We start from the raw sequence: 17,094 nt of genomic DNA on the forward strand, positions 1-17,094 counted from the left end.
TTGGGGAAGTGCGGCCGTAGCCGCTCCATCTGCTCGTCCGTCAGCCAATACAGGTCGCTCATATCCAATCTCCTTGCAGAGCCTGAATCAGATCGAGCGCATCACATCAATGGGTCCTGAGCCTAGGGATTGTCCTTCGGCGCGCCGAAGTCGGCCGAATTGACGCCCATGGCGGCGTCGAAGCCCGGCACCGGCACGGTGTTCAGGTAGTAGATGTCCTTCTTGTCGGTATAGGCGCCGACGACCCAGCTCAGCGGTCCGTCGCCTTGCGAGGCCAGGCGGATTTCCTGGGCGAAGAAGGTGCTTTCGGTGGTGTCGACCAGCGGGCTCGGCTTCACCGGGAACAGGGCCAGCAGCCCGTCCAGCGAGCGCTTGTTGACCGTCTTGCGGTCGAAGTACGAGGTCGACGAGACCAGGTTCGCAAAGCCCAGGTCGTAGTTCATGGTCAGGTTGTAGATGTCGAGGTCATCGACATAGCCATCGGACGAGACGTAGTCGCGGCCAAGGCCAGGCACGCGCTCGAGGTCCTCGGGACGGCCGCCGTCCTTGTAGTGGTGCTTGAAGTAGGTCAGGTCGGCGGTGAAGTCCTCGGTGACCTGGAAGCGAGCTTCGATCCGGCCGCCGACGGCCAGGCCGTCATTGACGTCCTTCTCGCCGGTCGCGACGTTGTCGATGTAGCCCGGGGTCTTGGTGTAGTAGCCCGAGGCTCGGACGGCGACGCGGTCGGTCACGACCGGCACGTTGACCAGACCCTTCAGCGAATAGCCGTTGCCGCCTTCGCTGACGGTCGAGACGCCGGCGTCGATCTTGCCTTCGAAGGTGTTCAGCTGCGGGCGATGAGTGATCATCCGCACGGTGCCGGTCATCGAGCCGGCGCCGTACAGCGTGCCCTGCGGGCCGCGCAGGACTTCGACGCGCTCCAGGTCGAACAGCGCCAGTTCCGGGTTCAGGGCGCCCATCGAGATCGGGATTTCGTCGATGTAGATGCCGACGGTTTCCTGATTCTGGGTGTCGTTGTCGTTGCCCCCGCCGTTGGTGATCCCGCGGATCGACAGGCGCGTGCGGCCCGGTCCGTTCTGGTAGGCGGTAAGGCTGGGCACCGAGCCCAGCAGGTTGGTGTAGCTTTCGGCGCCGAGCTTCTGCATCGCCTGCTCGCCGACGACGTTGATGCTCATCGGAACGTCCATGACGGACTCGGTGCGCTTACGGGCGGTGACGACCAGTTCGTCGACGACGCTTTCCTGCGCGAAGGACGGCGCGGCGGTCAGAGCCGTCGCCGAAATCAGAACCGACGCGGCCAGCAGGCGCGTCTTGTTGCTCATAGCCATGGATATGTCCCCTCCCGGTGGCGCACGCCCCGCGCTCCAGACGCAAGGCGTGAGATTCGTGAGCCGGAACATAGGGGCGCGGCGCGCGCCAGAATGATGCGCCAAGCACTCATTCTGATGCGCCATGCAGCCAGTCGAGTTCCGTCACAACCTGAAATACGCGCCGGCGCGCGGCGCTACCGGCGAAGATAGGCCTTGGGCAGGCTGTTGAAGCGTCGGCGGAAGGCGGCGGTGAAGTTCGTCGCGTGCTCGTAGCCCACCGATTCGGCGACCTCGGCGATGGTCATTGAGCCGTCGCGCAGCAGCTCCAGCGCCCGTTCCATGCGGCGCGCTTGGCAGAAGTCGAAGACGGTCGAGCCGAACATCTCCTTGAAGCCGACCTGGAGCTTGGTGCGGTTGACGCCGACGCGGCGGGCCAAAAGCTCGATACTGGGCGGGTCGGCGAACTCCTCGACCAGGATTTCGCGCGCCTCGTACAGGCTGTCGCGCTCGCTGCGACGAAGGGGCGGAGCGACCTGCACCCCGCGATCGTCGCCATCCACTGCGTCGACCAGGAGGCAAAGCATCTCCATGACCTTGGCCTCGAGGTAACGCTGGCGCAGAGCGCCCTTGAACGAGGCGCCGACGATGTCGCGCACCGCGCCCTGCATCCCCTGGTTCAGGCGCATCCCGATATGATGGAACCCCTGCCCCGGCCGGTCGAGGTCGCGCAACAGCCGTGGCAGCTCGCCGGTCTCCAGGCCCATGATCCGCGCGAGGTTGCCGGCGTGAAAATGCAGGGTCAGCGAGGCCAGTCGCTCGCGGCCATGGATATGCAGGTCGTAGTCACGGCCGGCCGGCAGGCTCAGAACCGAGGCGTAACCCTTCTCGACCCGCACCGCATTGGGGCCGGCGTCATGCAGGCCGATGCCGCCGGCGACCACGAAGCGCAGCGAAACGAGGTCCTCCGGCACCCGGATCGGCAGGGTGTAGTGTTCGTCGTAGCTGCTGTCGGCCACGCAGACGAGAAGGTGGTCGTAGAGGCGCACGACGTCCCAATAGCCGGCTCCATGCTGCACCGGCAGGCGCGCGGACGCGGGCTCGCGCCGCGGCGCGCGCGGCGGGCCGGCCACATGGCCGTTGAACCCGTCATAGATGTCGCGAACATCGGCACGCGACGACAGAAGGTCGTTCATCCACACCCCGAGGCCGAACTCAGCGTCGGCTCAGGCGGAACCTGTCGCAGCGACACGCAATTGTCACGAAGCCGACGCCGGGCCGGCGCGGATTTCCGCACCCCTGTCACATAGGAAGCGCGCTTAGCCCGCCCCCTCGACCACGACGACGGGGGCGAAGGTTCCTTCCTGCGGCGCGGCGAATCCCAGACGCGCGCCGTCACCCATCGGCTGAAGTTCCACCGGCGCGCCATCGGCGAGGCGCCGGGCGCGCCCTTCCAGGCGCACGCCCGGCAGATCGAAGGCCGTCCCCGGGCTCCCCAGCGGGATGACATAAAGGTCGCCCGCCTTGGCCGTGAAGCGGACCGCCGTCCCGTCCGCCGCCACAGCGTCGGACCTTCGCCAGGGCCGCGCGCCATAGATCGCCGCGCCGTTGGCCCTCAGCCAGGCGCCCATCTGCGCCAGCCGCCGCAGCTGCGGCTCGGGGACCTGGGCGTCGCCGCCGCGCGGGCCGATATTGAGCAGCAGGTTGCCGCCCTTGGAGACGCAGTCGATCAGTTCGCCCAACAGGTGTTCGGCGCTTTCATAGTCGGCCTCGGTGTCGTTGCGGTTGAAGCCAAAGGAATGGCTCATGCCGCGCGTCGCCTCCCATTTGCGGTCCTGAACGCTGTCGAAGCGGACATATTCGGGCGTCCGAAAGTCGCAATGCGGCACCGGCGGCGGCACCACGCCGTCCGCGCCGCCGCTGTGGGCGGCCTTCTTCTCTATTTGGGCGTCCAGGATCCGGCGGGGCAGCTTATACCGAAGCAGCCTGGCGGAGAGGGTCGGGGTCTTCCAGCGATCGTTGACGACGCCGTCGGGAATGGCTGCGTAGTAGTCGGCGAACAGCGAGAACAGCTCGCGCTCGCTTCCCGGCCACGAGATGTCGTTCCACAGCACAGCCGGCTCGTAGCGCTCGATCAGCTCGCGCGCTTGGGCGGCCGCATAGGCAGGATAGCCGCCACCGGGGACCGAGCCGACGAAATCCATCAATGTGCGCAACGGCTCGGGATTGAAGCTCCAGTCGATGCCGCCGGAATAATAGACGCCGAACCGCAGCCCCTGTCGGCGGACCGCGGCGGCCAGTTCGCCGACCACGTCGCGCTGGGTAGCCCAGCCCTCGCGATGCGGGTTGGCGACCTTGGACGGCCACAGGCAGTAGCCATCATGGTGCTTGGTCACCAGCACCACGTACCGGGCGCCCGACGCGGCGATCGCCTCGGCCCAGGCGTCGGGGTCCCATTGGGCGAGGCCCGCCAGGAACGGCTCGCGGAAATCCGCGTAGGGCGCGCCGCCATAGGTCTCCTGATGGAACTTCGCCGAGGGCGTGTCTGGGGACTTGATCGCGTTCTCGTACCACTCCGTATAGGGCGAAAGCGCCACCGCGCGCCGGTAGTCGGTCTTGAAGATATCGGAGATCTTGCCGACGCGGGGCGCGAAGGCCGGGATCGAGAACAGCCCCCAATGGATGAAGACGCCGAATTTGGCGTCGTCGTACCAGGCCGGCAGGGTCCGCCCAATGAACGCGGCGGCGTCCGCCTCCGATCGCGCCATGGCGCCCTCCCCTCCGCTAAAGACGGAACGCCCGCCGGTGACCAGCGGCGCCGCGCCATCAGACGAGCAACGGCGGAGCTTGGCAACCCTGGCGGATCAGGCCGCCAGGTCTCGGGACGCCGCCACCGGCTCGGGCTTGGAGAACTGCATCACGCCGTCTTCCACCGAGCCGAAACGCAACGCCATCATGTCGAGGGCGTAGTTCTGATGCAGCTTCCAGGGCTTCTTCGTTCCCTGCTTGGGGAATTGCGCGATGCCGCGCTGGACGTAGCCGGACGAGAAGTCGAGCCAGGGCGCAGTCTCCACGGTCGGGTCGGCCCTGGGCGTGGCGATCGGGCGGCCGGTGCGCTCCATGTGATTCAGCAGGCGGCAGACATACTCGCACGTCAGGTCGCACTTCAGCGTCCAGGAGGCGTTGGTGTAACCGAAGGCCGAGGCCAGGTTCGGCACGCCGCTGTACATCATCCCCTTGTAGCTCATCGTGTCGGCCATATTCACCCGCTGGCCGTCGACCAGGACCTCGAGCCCGCTGAGCAATTGCATCTTCAGCCCCGTGGCGGTGACGACGACATCCGCCGCCAGTTCCTGGCCGGACTTCAGCTTCACGCCGGTCTCGGTGAACGTCTCGATGTGGTCGGTGACGACGGAAGCCGAACCCTGCTTGATCGCGTCGAACAGGTCGGCGTCCGGCACCAGGCACAACCGCTGGTCCCAGGGATTGTAGCGCGGCGTGAAATGGGTCGCGACGTCGTAGTCCGGGCCCAGGTGCTCGCGCACCATTCCGATGATCCGCTCCTTGGTCTTCTGGGGCTTCTTGCGCGCCAGGTTGAAGAACAGCATGCCGAACAACACGTTGCGCCAGCGGGTTATCCCATAGGCGAGCTTGGCCGGCAGCTTGGCCCGGAGCCAGTTGGCGGCGGCGTCCTCGGCCGGCCGCGAGACGACATAGGTCGGCGAACGCTGCAGCATGGTCACGTGGCCGGCGGTCTTGGCCATTTCGGGAACCAGGGTCACGGCTGTCGCCCCGCTGCCGATCACCACGACCTTCTTGCCCGAATAATCAAGGTCTTCCGGCCACTTCTGCGGATGAACGATGCGGCCCGTGAACCGATCGGTTCCGGCGAACTCCGGCGTATAGCCCTCGGCGTAATCGTAATAGCCGCTGCACATGAAAAGGAAATTGCAGGTCAGGCGCACGACCTGCCGGTCGGGGCCGACCTCGGCGTCGACGGTCCAGCGGGCGTCGGCGGAGGACCACGAGGCCCGCTTCACTTGGTGGCCGAAGCGGATATGCCGGTCGATGCCATTCTCCACCGCAGTGTCGCGAACGTATTTAAGGATCGAAGGGCCGTCGGCGATCGCCTTGGCCTCGCGCCACGGCTTGAAGGCGTAGCCGAGCGTATACATGTCGCTGTCCGAGCGGATACCGGGATAGCGGAACAGGTCCCAGGTGCCGCCGATCGCATCGCGGCCTTCCAGGATCGCATAGGTCTTGCGCGGACAGTCGGCCTGTAGGTGGTAGGCCGCGCCGATCCCCGACAGGCCAGCCCCCACGATCAGAACGTCGAAATGTTCGGTGGCCAAGTTTCCATCCTCAAAGGCGTAAAACAATTGGCACGCATGATGCGCCGTTCGCTGTCTTTCGCCAACAGCGCCTTGCCATGACCACGATTGCTCCCTCCAGATGGAGCCGGTGTGAGCGGGAGACGCAGGCGTGACAGAGTCCAGGCATCCCCGCGTCGTCATCGTCGGCGGCGGGTTCGGCGGCCTGGAAGCGGCCCGGACCCTGACCAAGGCGCCGGTGGAGATCACTCTGATCGACCAGCGCAATTATCATCTGTTCCAACCCTTGCTGTACCAAGTGGCGACGGCGGCCTTGTCGCCGTCGGAGATCGCCTGGCCGCTGCGCCACGTTCTGACCCGACAGGCGAACGTGCGGGTGGTGATGACCCGGGCGCAAACTGTGGACCTGGAAACACGCCGGGTCGTCACAGCCGACGGCGACTTTCCCTACGACTATCTGATCATCGCCACCGGTGCGGCCCATTCCTATTTCGGCAAGCCTCAATGGGAGGACGCCGCGCCGGGCCTGAAGAGCCTGGAGGACGCGACCGAATTGCGCCGCCGGGTGCTGTCGGCCTTCGAGCGGGCGGAGACGGCGCCGCCCTCGGAGCGCCCTGCCCTGTTGACATTCGTGATCGTCGGAGGCGGCGCGACCGGCGTCGAGATGGCCGGCGCCGTCGCTGAACTGGCCCGCGACGCGCTCAGCCGCGACTTCCGCCAGATCAACCCAGGCCAGGCCCGCGTGCTGCTGGTCGAAGCTGGCCCACGGGTGCTGCCAGTGCTGGCCGAGGATCTGTCAGCCTATGCCGCCAAGGCATTGAATGACATCGGTGTCGAGGTTCTGACCGGAACCATGGTCACCAGCCTGGACGATCAGGGGGTCGATCTCGGCGTGACCCGCGTTCCGTCGCGCACCGTGATCTGGGCAGCGGGGGTGGCGGCCTCGCCATTGGCGGCGAACCTGGCCGGCGAGCATGACCGCGCCGGACGGGCCAAGGTCGCGCCCGACCTCTCGCTGCCCGGCCACCCCGAGGTGTTCGTGGTCGGCGACGCCGCCGCCATCGCCGTCGACGGCAAGCCGGTTCCGGGCATCGCGCCGGCCGCCAAGCAGGCCGGCAAGCATGCCGCTCGTCAAATCGCCGCGCGCCTGGCCGGCGCCGCGGGCGCCGAGCCCTTCCGCTACGCTCACGCCGGCGACCTAGCTACCATCGGCCGCCACGCCGCGGTGGTGCAGATCGGCAAGACTCGGCTGACCGGCTTCATCGGCTGGGCGTTCTGGGGCGTAGCCCACGTCTACTTCCTGATCGGCCTGCGTAACCGCATCGCGGTGGCGTTCGACTGGCTGTGGAGCTGGCTGACCCGCCAGAGGAACATTCGGCTGATCGTCCAGCATCGCGGGCAGGATAACTAGCCGCCCGCCGGCCATCCGCCGCCAAGTGCTTTGTAGACAGCCGCCACGTCGGTGTTGACGCCGGTCTCGGCCACGCTGACCGCGTCCTCGGCCGCCAGCAAGGTGCGTTCGGCGTCGAGCAGCACCAGAAAGTCGACGACGCCCTCGCGGTATCGCAGCCGCGCCAGTTCCGCCGCCCGTCGCGAGGCCGCCGCCTGATCGTTCAGGCTGCGCAGCTGAGCCTGACGCTGGGCGTAGCGGACCAAGGCGTTCTCGACGTCCTCCAGCGCCCGCAATACGGTCTGGTCATAGACCGCCAGGCTGGCGTCGTTGCGGGCTTGGGCGGCCTTCAGCCGCGCTCGCGCGCCGCCGATGTCCAGGCCTGGCCAACTGACCGTAGGGCTCACCGACCACGCGTTGCTCGCCGCCTCGCCCAGCGACGAGAGATCCCCCGCCAGGAAGCCTATGAAGCCGTTGACCCGTACTCGCGGGAAGAGATCGGCCGTCGCCACCCCGACCTTGGCGGTCTGGGCCGCCAGCCGCCGCTCGGCGGCCTGCACGTCCGGCCGCCGTCGCAGCAGATCGGCCGCCTCGCCGATCGGGAGGGCCTTGGCGAACGGCGCGGTGCGCGCGCGCTGCGCCGCCAACAGATCGTCCAGGGCGCCCGGCCGCTCGCCGACCAGCACCGCCAGCCGATAGCCCGCGGCCCGCTCGGCGGCGACGAAGGTCGGGATAGTCGCCTCGGTGGCCTTCAACCGCGCCTTGGCGCTTTCGATGTCGATGGGATCGGCCCCGCCGACATCGAACCGCGCCTGGGTGATGCGCACCGTTTCACGTTGGGTCTCCAGATTGCGGCGGGCTACGTCCAGCCGCGCCTGGGCGCCCCTCAGTTCGAAGTAGTTGCGAGCGACCTCGGCGGCGACGGTGACCTGAGCATCGCGGAGGTCGGCGCGAGCGGCGCCGACCTCCGCCCCAGCCGCCTCGCCTCCTCGACGAACCCGGCCGAAGAGATCGAGCTCCCAGGCGGCGTCGAAGCCGGCGCTGTAGGTCTCGCTCTCGACGCGGGCGCCGCCTGAACCGGGTTGTTGCTGCTTGGCCTGGGTCGAGGCGCCGGCGGCCGTGACGCGCGGCAGTTGATCGAGCCGCGCATCGGTTAAGATGGCGCGGGCCTCCGCCACACGCGCCAGCGCGATCTTCAGGTCAAGATTGGATGAAAGCGACCGCGCAACCAGCTGATCCATAACGGGATCCTCAAATTGCCGCCACCAGTCCGCCTCCGGGCCGGCGGCGGCGAAGACGGCGGGATCGGCGTTGTGGAAAACGGCCGGCGGGGTCTGCGGCGTCTTGTAGTCCGGTCCCACTGCGCAGGCGCTAAGCGCGAGCGCGAAGAGGGCCGGAACGGTCAGTCTTAGGACGTTCAAGAGCGGGCCTCCTCGATGGCGCTCTGGCTTGCCGCCGCCCGGGTGCGGCCCGTGAAGCGGCGGATCAGCAGGTAGAAGACCGGCGTCAGCAGCAGACCGAAGAAGGTCACGCCCAGCATGCCGGCGAACACGGCCACTCCCATTGCGTGACGCATCTCGGCGCCGGCGCCATGGGCGAACACCAGGGGCGCGACCCCCATGATGAAGGCCAGCGAGGTCATCAGGATCGGACGCAGCCGCAGGCGGCAGGCCTCCAGCACCGCATGCCAGGTCGAGTCGCCGTGGGCCTCACGGTCGCGCGCAAATTCGACGATCAGGATGGCGTTCTTACAGGCCAGGCCCACCAGCACGATCAGCCCGATCTGGGTGAAGATGTTGTTGTCCCCTCCGGTGACGAACACCCCGAACAGGGCCGACAGCAGGGTCATGGGCACGATCAGGATAACCACCAGGGGCAGGCTCCAGCTCTCGTACTGGGCGGCCAGCACCAGGAAGGCCAGCAGCACACAGAGCGGGAAGACCAGGACCGCGGTGTTGCCCGCTAGGATCTGCTGGTAGGTCAGGTCGGTCCACTCATAGCCCATGCCGTTGGGAAGCTGGGCCTTGACCAGGTCCTCCATCGCCTTCTCGGCCTGGCCGGTGGAGAAGCCTGGCGCGGGGCCGCCGTTGATCTCCGCCGAGAGATAGCCGTTGTAGTGGGCCACCCGGTCTGGACCGGTTGTCTGCTTCAGGGTCACGAAAGCCCCAAGCGGCACCATCTGGCCGGCGGCGTTGCGGGTCTGCAGGCGCAGGACGTCGTCGGGCTCCAGCCGATGATCCTGCTCGGCCTGGACGTCGACCTCGTAGGTTCGGCCGAACCGGTTGAAGTCGTTCACATAGACCGAGCCAAGATAGACCTGCATGGTCTCGAACAGGTCCGTGAGCGACACCCCCTGAGCGCGGGCCTTTTCGCGGTCGATGTCGGCGTCGACCTGAGGCACGCTGATCTGGAAGCTGGAGAACGAGCCGGTCAGGGACGGCTCCTTGCTGGCCTTGGCCACCATGGCCTGGGTCTGGTTGTAGAGTTCCTCGGCGCCCAGGCCTGCCCGGTCCTCGATCTGGATCTTGAACCCGCCGATCTGGCCCATGCCCATGATCGGCGGCGGGGGGAAGACCGCCACGGAGCCGTCCTCGATGGCCGCGAACTTGGCGTTGAGGTGCTGGGCCAGGGCGTTGGCCGAGAGATCCTTGGACTTGCGCTTGTCGAAGGGGTCGAGGGTGATGAACACCGCCCCGGCGTTGGGGCTGTTGACCAAGCCGTTGATGGAGAGGCCCGGGAAGGCCACGGCGCTCTCCACTCCCGGGGTCTTCAGGGCGATGTCGCTGATCTGGCGGATCACCGCCTCGGTGCGGTCCAGCGAAGCCGCGTCGGGCAGTTGCGCGGCGGCCACCAGGTACTGCTTGTCCTGGGCGGGGATGAAGCCCGTGGGGGTGCGAATGAAGCCGATCACCGTCAGCGCGATCAGCACGCCATAGACCGCCATGGCCACGGTCGACTTGCCGAGGATCTTCGACACCCCACGGACGTAGCCCTCCGACGAGCGGGCGAAGAAGCGGTTGAACGGCGTGAACAGCCAGCCCAGCGCCCGATCGATAAGTTTCTGGAACCGGTCCTTCTCCGCCCCGTGGGGCTTCAGCAGGACGGCGGCCAGCGCCGGAGACAGTGTCAGCGAGTTGAAGGCCGAGATGATGGTGGAGATGGCGATGGTCAGGGCGAACTGCCGGTAGAACTGGCCGGTCAGGCCGCTGATGAAGGCAGTGGGCACGAAGACCGCGCAGAGCACCAAGGCCGTTGAGACGATGGGTCCCGTCACCTCCGTCATGGCCTTGCGAGCGGCCTCGAGCGGGGGCAGGCCCGCCTCGATGTTCCGCTCCACGTTTTCCACAACCACGATGGCGTCGTCGACCACCACCCCGATGGCCAGAACCAGGCCGAAGAGCGTCAAAGTGTTGAGGCCGAAGCCCAGCATCAGCATCACGGCGAAGGTGCCGATCAGCGACACCGGCACGGCGATCAGCGGGATCACCGAGGCGCGCCAGCTCTGCAGGAACAGCACAACCACGATGACCACCAGCAGGATGGCCTCCACCAGGGTGTGGGTCACCGCGTCGATGGAGCCGCGGACGAACACCGTGGGGTCGTAGACGATCCGGTACTCGACCCCTTGCGGGAAGTCCTTGGAGAGCTCCGCCATGGTGGCGCGAACGTTCTGCGAGATGTTGAGAGCGTTGGCGCCGGGCCGGGCGTAGATCGGCAGGGCGACAGCTTGCTGGTTGTCGAGCAGCGAGCGTAGCGCATAGCTGGAGGAGCCCAGCTCCACCCGGGCCACGTCGCCCAGGCGGGTGATCTCGCCGCCCTCCCCGGTCTTGATGATGATGTTGCGGAAGTCGTCCTCGTCGGTCAGGCGGCCCTGGGCGTTGATGGCCAGCTGGAAATCGGCCCGGCCGGGCGCCGGCGGAGCGCCGAGCTGGCCAGCGGCCACCTGGACATTCTGCTCGCGGATCGCCCGCAGCACATCGCCGGCGGTGAGCGAGCGGGACGCCACCTTCTCCGGATCCAGCCAGACGCGCATGGCGTAGGGCCCCGAGCCAAACATCGGCACGTCCCCCACCCCGTCGATCCGGGCCAGGTTGTCCTTGATCCGAAGCTGCGCGTAGTTCGACAGGTAGAGCATGTCGTAACGCTTGTCGGGAGAGATCAGGTGCACGACCATGGTCAGGTCGGGCGTGGCCTTGTTGGTCACCACCCCGGCCCGCTGCACCTCGGCCGGCAGCTTGGGCAGCACCTGGGCCACGCGGTTCTGGACCTGGACCTGAGCCTTGTCGATGTCGGTTCCCAGCTTGAAGGTGATCGTCAGGGTCATGACCCCGTCGGCCGTCGACTGGGACGACTGGTAGAGCATTCCCTCCACCCCGTTCAGAGCCTGTTCCAGCGGCGAAGCCACGGTCTCGGCGATGACGGTCGGGTTGGCGCCTGGGAAAGCGGCGCGCACCACCACAGTCGGCGGCACGACCTCGGGGTATTCGCTGATCGGCAAGCGCGGCAGGGCGATAAGGCCCGCCACGAAGATGATGATGGACAGGACCGCGGCGAACCGCGGCCGGTCCACGAAGAACCGTGAGACGTTCATGAGTGGGTTCCTTGGCGGCTCTGCGACCGCTGCATTGGGCGTGCGCCATCGCCAGCTTCCCCGGCGGGGGAAGCCGCAGGCCACGGAGGCCTGCCCCTCTCGCCGCCGCGAGAGATGGCTTCGAAGCCGGCGCGAGCGGGCGGAACCCGCGCCGGGGAAAGTCGCCGCCGCCGGCTATTCGACGCGGGTCGACGTGGTGATCGCGGCGGTCTGGAGTTGCGGGACCTCGACCTGAGCCAGAGCGTGGGTCGGCAGCTTGAAGGCGATCCGGGTCGGGGCGACGGTCTGACCGGGTTTCACCTTCTGGCCGCCGCCGACGATCACCACTTCGCCGGGCTTCAGGCCGGTGCGGACGATGCGCAGGTCGCCGACCTTCGGCCCCAGGGTGACGGTCCGATACTGGGCGACGTTCTTGGGGTCCACCACCAGTACGAAACGCTTGCCGAGATCGGCGCCGATCGCCCGGTCCGGGATCAGCCCGACGGTCTGGGCGTCCTCGCTGACCAGGCGGATCCGAGCGAACAGGCCCGCGGTGAAACGGCCGTCCGGGTTGGTGAACAGCGCCCGGCCGTTGATGGTGCCGGATCCGGCGTCCATGGCGTTGTCAACGAAGACCAGCTTGCCTTCGTGGGGATAGCCGTCCTCGGTCATGAGGCCCATGAAGACCGGCGAGGGCCGACCGCGGGCGCCCTGCGCATACTTCAAGAAGGTTTGTTCGTCGGTGTTGAAAGAGGCGTAGACCGGATTTTCACTCACCACCGTAGTCAGGAGGTCGGCGCTGGTGACCAGGTTGCCCGCCGTGACGATGGCCCGCGACACCCGCCCGTCGATCGGCGAGGTCACGCGGGTGAACTCCAGGTTCAACTTGGCGGCGCTGAGGGCGGCGGAGGCGGCTTCGAGCACGGCGTGGGCCGCCTTTTCTTCCGAGATCAAGCGCTCGTACTCGCTGCGCGCCAGGGCGTTCTGCTCGACCAGCCGCTCGCCGCGCTGGCGGTTGGCGATGGCCAGCTCGAGCTTGGCGCGGCCGGAATCGGTTTCGGCGGCCAAGCGGTTCACCTCGGCTTGGAACGGCCGCGGATCGATCTGGAACAGCACCTGCCCCTTGTTGACGCGGGCGCCCTCTTGGAAGCGGGCGCTGTCGACATAGCCGCTGACGCGCGACTTGATCTGCACCTGCTCCACCGGCTCCAGCCGTCCGGTGAATTCATCCCATTGACGCAGGGATTTGAAGACGGCCGGCGCGGCGGAAACCTGCGGCGGCGGCGGATCGTTGGAGGCTTGCTGGGCCTGTGCGCCGCAGCCGGCGACGGCGAGCGCCAGGGCCATGACGGAGCCGATGGAGATGAAGGACTTCACGGACATGGGATGCATCCGGCCAAACTGTCGCGGCGGCCCGCGCTTGACGCGTCGGGCGGTCGATGATTTAGGGAGAATGTGACGATACCGGTCGGTATCAACGTGAGGCATAGATACCGACCGGTCACTCTCGCGTCAATGCAAGGAAAAATGAAAATGTCGGGGAGAGAAACTGCGCCGGAGGCCGTTGCGGAAACGCCACGCCGTCCGGCCCGCGACCGGATCTTCGAAACCGCGCGCGACATGTTCTATCGTCGCGGCATCCGCGCGGTCGGCGTCGAGTCGATCGCGGCCGAGGCCGGCGCGACCAAGATGAGCCTCTATCGGAACTTCCCGTCCAAGGACGAACTGGTGGCCGAGGTGCTGCGCGAGCAGTCGCGCGAGGGCTGGGAATGGTGGGACGAGGTGATCGCCCAGTTCGACACCCCGCGCGCCAAGCTGGAAGGTCTGTTCGAGGCGTTCGCCCGGAAGTCTGAAGACATGGAGGAGTACGGCTGCGCGCTTTGCAACGCCGCGGTCGAACTGCATGAGCCCGACCACCCCGCTTTCCTGGTGGCCAAGGAGCACAAGCTGGAGACCCGCCGTCGCCTGATCGAGCTGGCCCGGGAGGCCGGCGCCAAGGACGACGACTTGGGCGACGGGCTGCTGTTGCTTCTGGAGGGCTCGTACATGGCCCGCGTCACCCTGGCCAACGAGGGTCCGGCGCGCATGCTGCCGCGGGCCGCCCGCGCGCTGATCCGCGAGCACCTGGACCACGGGGGCTGAACGGAAAAGGCCCGCTCGCAAGCGAGCGGGCCTCCCGGCGCAGACGGCTGTCGGGGGTCTTTAAGCCGCCCACGCCTGAAGGCGACGCCGCGAGCGGATCATCGCCCCGGCGCCGCAAAAGCCGACGATCATCATCGCCCACGACGCCAGCTCGGCGGGGCCGTCATCGGACGCGGTCGCCGCGGCCATCGGTTCACCACCGCTTGCGATCGCAGCCCGGCCGGTCGCGGCCGAGCCGTTCGTCATGACACTGAACGCCAGAACCGCGCCGAAGAAGACTGTGGATAGTCTAGCCTTGCTCATCTGGACCTCCTCGCCTTCCAACTCGATGCGAGGCCAGTAGCCTTAACGGCCGGCCGATCCAAACTCCGCAGATCAATCTTTTCTCTAGTTTACATTCCGACACCTACCTCTCGCCCGCTGGTTGTCTTTCCCGGGGCGAATCTTTTCCGAATGTCACATGGAGGGGGCAATCGTCACCGCCGCTGACGTCTGGCCTCCAACCCACGACTGGGCCGCACAAAAAACGATCACCGGTACGCCAGCACGCAAACTGACCGGCGACGGCGCGCGTGAGTGGCTGTAGAGAACCCCCCGCGTCGAGGATGACGTGACGACAAGCGGAAAAGCGCGCGTGGCGGACAGAGCGGAAAAGTCGCCGCCCTCGGAACTGAGGGCCAGGGTTCGGTTGCTGGGACGGGTGCTTGGGGATGTGATCAAATCCCAGGATGGCGAAGCCCTGTTCGATCGCATCGAAGACATCCGCAAGACCTCCGTGGCGTTCCATCGCGACGGCGGCGCGTCCAATGCTGCGCTGCTAGAGGAACGGCTGCGCAGCCTGGACCTAGCCGAAACGGTCCGCTTCGCGCACTCGTTCGCCTGCTTCCTGCAGATCACCAACATCGCCGAGGACTACGTCCAGCGCCTCAAGGCCGCGCCGGACGACGCGCGCCCCGACACCCTGGCCGGCAGCGTCCGCGCCCTGGCCGCCGAGGGCGTCGACCGCGACGCCGTGGCGAAGATGTTGCAACGCGCGGCCATCGCCCCCGTGATCACCGCCCACCCGACCGAGGTGCGCCGCAAGAGCGTGCTGGACCGCGCCGGCGCCATCGCCGCGGCCCTCTCGGCCTGGGAATCGGCGCTGAGTGAAGCGGCTCGCGAAGACCGGGAGGTCGAGCTGCTGCGTGAGGTCGCCATCTTCTGGCGCACCCGGCTGCTACGCGGCGTACGGCTGGGCGTCGTCGATGAAATCGAGACCGCCGTCTCCTACTTCGAGCGTAGCTTCCTCTCGGAGCTTCCTAAGCTTTATGCGCGCTGGTCGCGACAGCTGGGCGCCAATCTGCCCAGCTTCCTGCGCATCGGTTCGTGGGTCGGCGGCGATCGCGACGGCAACCCGTTCGTCACCGACGTCGTCCAGCGACAGGCGTTCGCGCGCCAGTCTCAGGCCGCGTTGCAGAACTATCTCGACCGCATTCATGCGCTCGGCGCGGAGCTCTCGATCTCCAGCAGCCTGGCCTCGGTCAGCCCGCAGCTCCAGGCCCTGGCCGACCACGGCGGCGACGCGTCGGCCCAACGTCTGGACGAGCCTTATCGCCGGGCCCTTCGCGGCGTCTACGCCCGCCTGGCCGCCACCTATCCGCTGTTGACCGGCGAAGCCCCGCCGCGCCCCTCGCCGCTCACCGCCGAGCCCTACCCCGACGCCCTGGCGCTGAAGGCTGACCTGCAGGTGATCCTCGACTCGCTGATCGAGAACCACGGCGAGACCTTCCGCGTCGGCGCCCTGCCCGAACTGATCCGTGCGGTGGACTGCTTCGAGTTCCACCTGGCCACGCTGGACCTGCGCCAGAATTCGGCCGTCCACGCCCGCACCATCGCCGAACTGATGGCCGCGGCCGGGGTCTGCTGGGACTACCAGGCGCTGGACGAGGCGGCCCGCTGCGAGCTGCTGCTCTCCGAACTGGCCCACGGCCGGCTGCTCTATTCGCCCTATGCCGAGTACAGCGAAGAAACCCGGCGCGAGTACGCGGTCCTGGCCCAGGCCGCCCGATCACGCGCGCTCTACGGGCCGCACGCCATTCGCGCCTACATCGTCTCGAACACCACCTCGGTCTCGGACCTGCTCGAGGTCTACATCCTGTTGAAGGAAGTGGGGCTGTTTCACCCGGGCGAGACGCCGCGCACCGAGGTGTTCGCCGAGCCGCTGTTCGAGACCATCGGCGATCTGCGCGCCGCGCCCGACACCATGCGGGCCTATCTTTCGCTGCCGCTGGTCCGCGCCCTGCTGGATGAAGGCCGGCTGCAGGAGGTGATGATCGGCTATTCCGACTCCAACAAGGACGGCAGCTACCTGACCTCGACCTGGGAGTTGCACCAGGCGAGCCGCGCCCTGCTGGCGGCCACCGACGAGATGGGCCTGCGCCTGCAGCTGTTCCACGGCCGGGGCGGCACCGTCGGCCGGGGCGGCGGCTCCAGCTACGACGCGCTGCTGGCCCAGCCGGAAGGCACGGTTCGCGGGCGCATCCGCATCACCGAACAGGGCGAGGTCGTCGCCAACAAGTACGCCGACCCGCAACTGGCCGACCAGAGCCTGGAGACCATCACCGCCGGCGTCGTGCTTGCCTCCCTGCGCAAGCCGTCGGCGGAACGGCTGGGCGAGAAGCACGCGCCGATCCTCGACAAGCTCTCCCAGGCCTCGATGGAGGCCTATCGCAGTCTGGTCTACGAAACTCCTGGTTTCGTAGACTATTTCTACGCCGCGACCCCGCTCACCGAAATCGTCGAGCTGAACATCGGCAGCCGCCCGGCCTCGCGCCAGCCGACCCGCAGCATCGAGGGCCTGCGGGCGATCCCGTGGGTGTTCTCCTGGTCGCAGTCGCGGACCATGCTGCCCGGTTGGTACGGCTTCGGCTCGGCGGTCGCCGCCTCAGGCGCTTCGCTCAGCGAACTGAACGAGCTGCACGAAGCCTGGCCTTTCTTCGCCACCACGCTCTCGAACATGGAAATGGTGCTGGCCAAGAGCGACATGCACATCGCCCGCCGCTACGCCGGCCTGGTCGAGGACAAGGCGCTGGCCAGTTCGATCTTCGAGCGCATCGAGGCAGAGTGGACGCGCACGGTTGAAGCGCTGCTGGCGATCAGCGGCCAGACCGCCCTGCTGGACCGCAATCCGGAGCTGTCCGAGGCGCTGCGCACCCGCCTGCCCTACATCGATCCGCTGAACCACCTCCAGATCGAGCTGATCCGTCGCCGTCGGGCGGGAGACGCGGCCGAGGCGGTGCGCGAGGGCATCCACCTGACGATCAACGGCGTGGCTGCGGGCTTGCGTAACAGCGGCTGACTAAATTTCGGCCTCGC

The 17,094-nt window shown here is 67.5% G+C and carries 11 protein-coding genes; 3 read left to right on the forward strand and 8 right to left on the reverse strand.

Annotation, left to right across the window (positions count from 1 at the left end; genetic code table 11):
- Positions 1-122: 122 nt before the first annotated feature.
- From ACE3T2_RS13345 to ACE3T2_RS13360, 4 genes are all read right to left on the reverse strand, one after another.
- On the reverse strand, positions 123-1,328 hold the full coding sequence (locus ACE3T2_RS13345; protein ID WP_374658128.1) for a TonB-dependent receptor: 1,206 nt from the start codon (positions 1,326-1,328) through the stop codon (positions 123-125).
- A gap of 176 nt (positions 1,329-1,504) precedes the next feature.
- Positions 1,505-2,503, reverse strand: a complete 999-nt coding sequence (locus ACE3T2_RS13350) for a helix-turn-helix transcriptional regulator (protein ID WP_374658130.1) — start codon at positions 2,501-2,503, stop codon at positions 1,505-1,507.
- Positions 2,504-2,626: 123 nt separating this feature from the next.
- Positions 2,627-4,075 carry an alpha-L-fucosidase gene (locus ACE3T2_RS13355; protein ID WP_374658132.1) on the reverse strand — a complete coding sequence of 483 codons (1,449 nt, stop codon included), beginning with the start codon at positions 4,073-4,075 and terminating at the stop codon, positions 2,627-2,629.
- A 96-nt stretch (positions 4,076-4,171) separates the two neighbouring features.
- A complete protein-coding gene (locus ACE3T2_RS13360; RefSeq protein ID WP_374658134.1) occupies positions 4,172-5,659 on the reverse strand; it encodes a flavin-containing monooxygenase in 1,488 nt (495 codons plus the stop codon).
- 130 nt (positions 5,660-5,789) lie between these two features.
- Here ACE3T2_RS13360 and ACE3T2_RS13365 point away from each other — a divergent pair, with 130 nt between their 5' ends.
- Positions 5,790-7,049, forward strand: coding sequence for an NAD(P)/FAD-dependent oxidoreductase (locus tag ACE3T2_RS13365; protein WP_374658136.1), 1,260 nt, complete (start codon positions 5,790-5,792; stop codon positions 7,047-7,049).
- Here the strand turns inward: ACE3T2_RS13365 and ACE3T2_RS13370 are convergent.
- The 3 genes from ACE3T2_RS13370 to ACE3T2_RS13380 all read right to left on the reverse strand — a co-directional run bounded on the left by ACE3T2_RS13370 (position 7,046) and on the right by ACE3T2_RS13380 (position 12,981).
- Positions 7,046-8,449, reverse strand: coding sequence for an efflux transporter outer membrane subunit (locus tag ACE3T2_RS13370; RefSeq protein WP_374658138.1), 1,404 nt, complete (start codon positions 8,447-8,449; stop codon positions 7,046-7,048). The genes ACE3T2_RS13365 and ACE3T2_RS13370 overlap by 4 nt on opposite strands.
- Positions 8,446-11,619, reverse strand: coding sequence for an efflux RND transporter permease subunit (locus tag ACE3T2_RS13375; protein ID WP_374658140.1), 3,174 nt, complete (start codon positions 11,617-11,619; stop codon positions 8,446-8,448). Before ACE3T2_RS13375 ends, ACE3T2_RS13370 begins: the two co-directional genes overlap by 4 nt.
- A gap of 174 nt (positions 11,620-11,793) precedes the next feature.
- Positions 11,794-12,981, reverse strand: a complete 1,188-nt coding sequence (locus ACE3T2_RS13380) for an efflux RND transporter periplasmic adaptor subunit (RefSeq protein ID WP_374658142.1) — start codon at positions 12,979-12,981, stop codon at positions 11,794-11,796.
- Positions 12,982-13,131: 150 nt separating this feature from the next.
- Between ACE3T2_RS13380 and ACE3T2_RS13385 the strand changes: the two genes are divergently transcribed.
- Positions 13,132-13,740 carry a TetR/AcrR family transcriptional regulator gene (locus tag ACE3T2_RS13385; RefSeq protein ID WP_374658144.1) on the forward strand — a complete coding sequence of 203 codons (609 nt, stop codon included), beginning with the start codon at positions 13,132-13,134 and terminating at the stop codon, positions 13,738-13,740.
- Positions 13,741-13,800: 60 nt separating this feature from the next.
- On the opposite strand, the gene ACE3T2_RS13390 is transcribed toward ACE3T2_RS13385, so the two are convergent.
- Positions 13,801-14,043, reverse strand: a complete 243-nt coding sequence (locus ACE3T2_RS13390) for a hypothetical protein (RefSeq protein ID WP_374658146.1) — start codon at positions 14,041-14,043, stop codon at positions 13,801-13,803.
- A 331-nt stretch (positions 14,044-14,374) separates the two neighbouring features.
- Here ACE3T2_RS13390 and ppc point away from each other — a divergent pair, with 331 nt between their 5' ends.
- Positions 14,375-17,077 carry a phosphoenolpyruvate carboxylase gene (ppc, locus tag ACE3T2_RS13395; RefSeq protein ID WP_374658148.1) on the forward strand — a complete coding sequence of 901 codons (2,703 nt, stop codon included), beginning with the start codon at positions 14,375-14,377 and terminating at the stop codon, positions 17,075-17,077.
- Positions 17,078-17,094: the final 17 nt, after the last annotated feature.

Origin of the sequence: Phenylobacterium sp., assembly GCF_041919955.1 — a bacterium.
Taxonomy (GTDB): domain Bacteria; phylum Pseudomonadota; class Alphaproteobacteria; order Caulobacterales; family Caulobacteraceae; genus Phenylobacterium.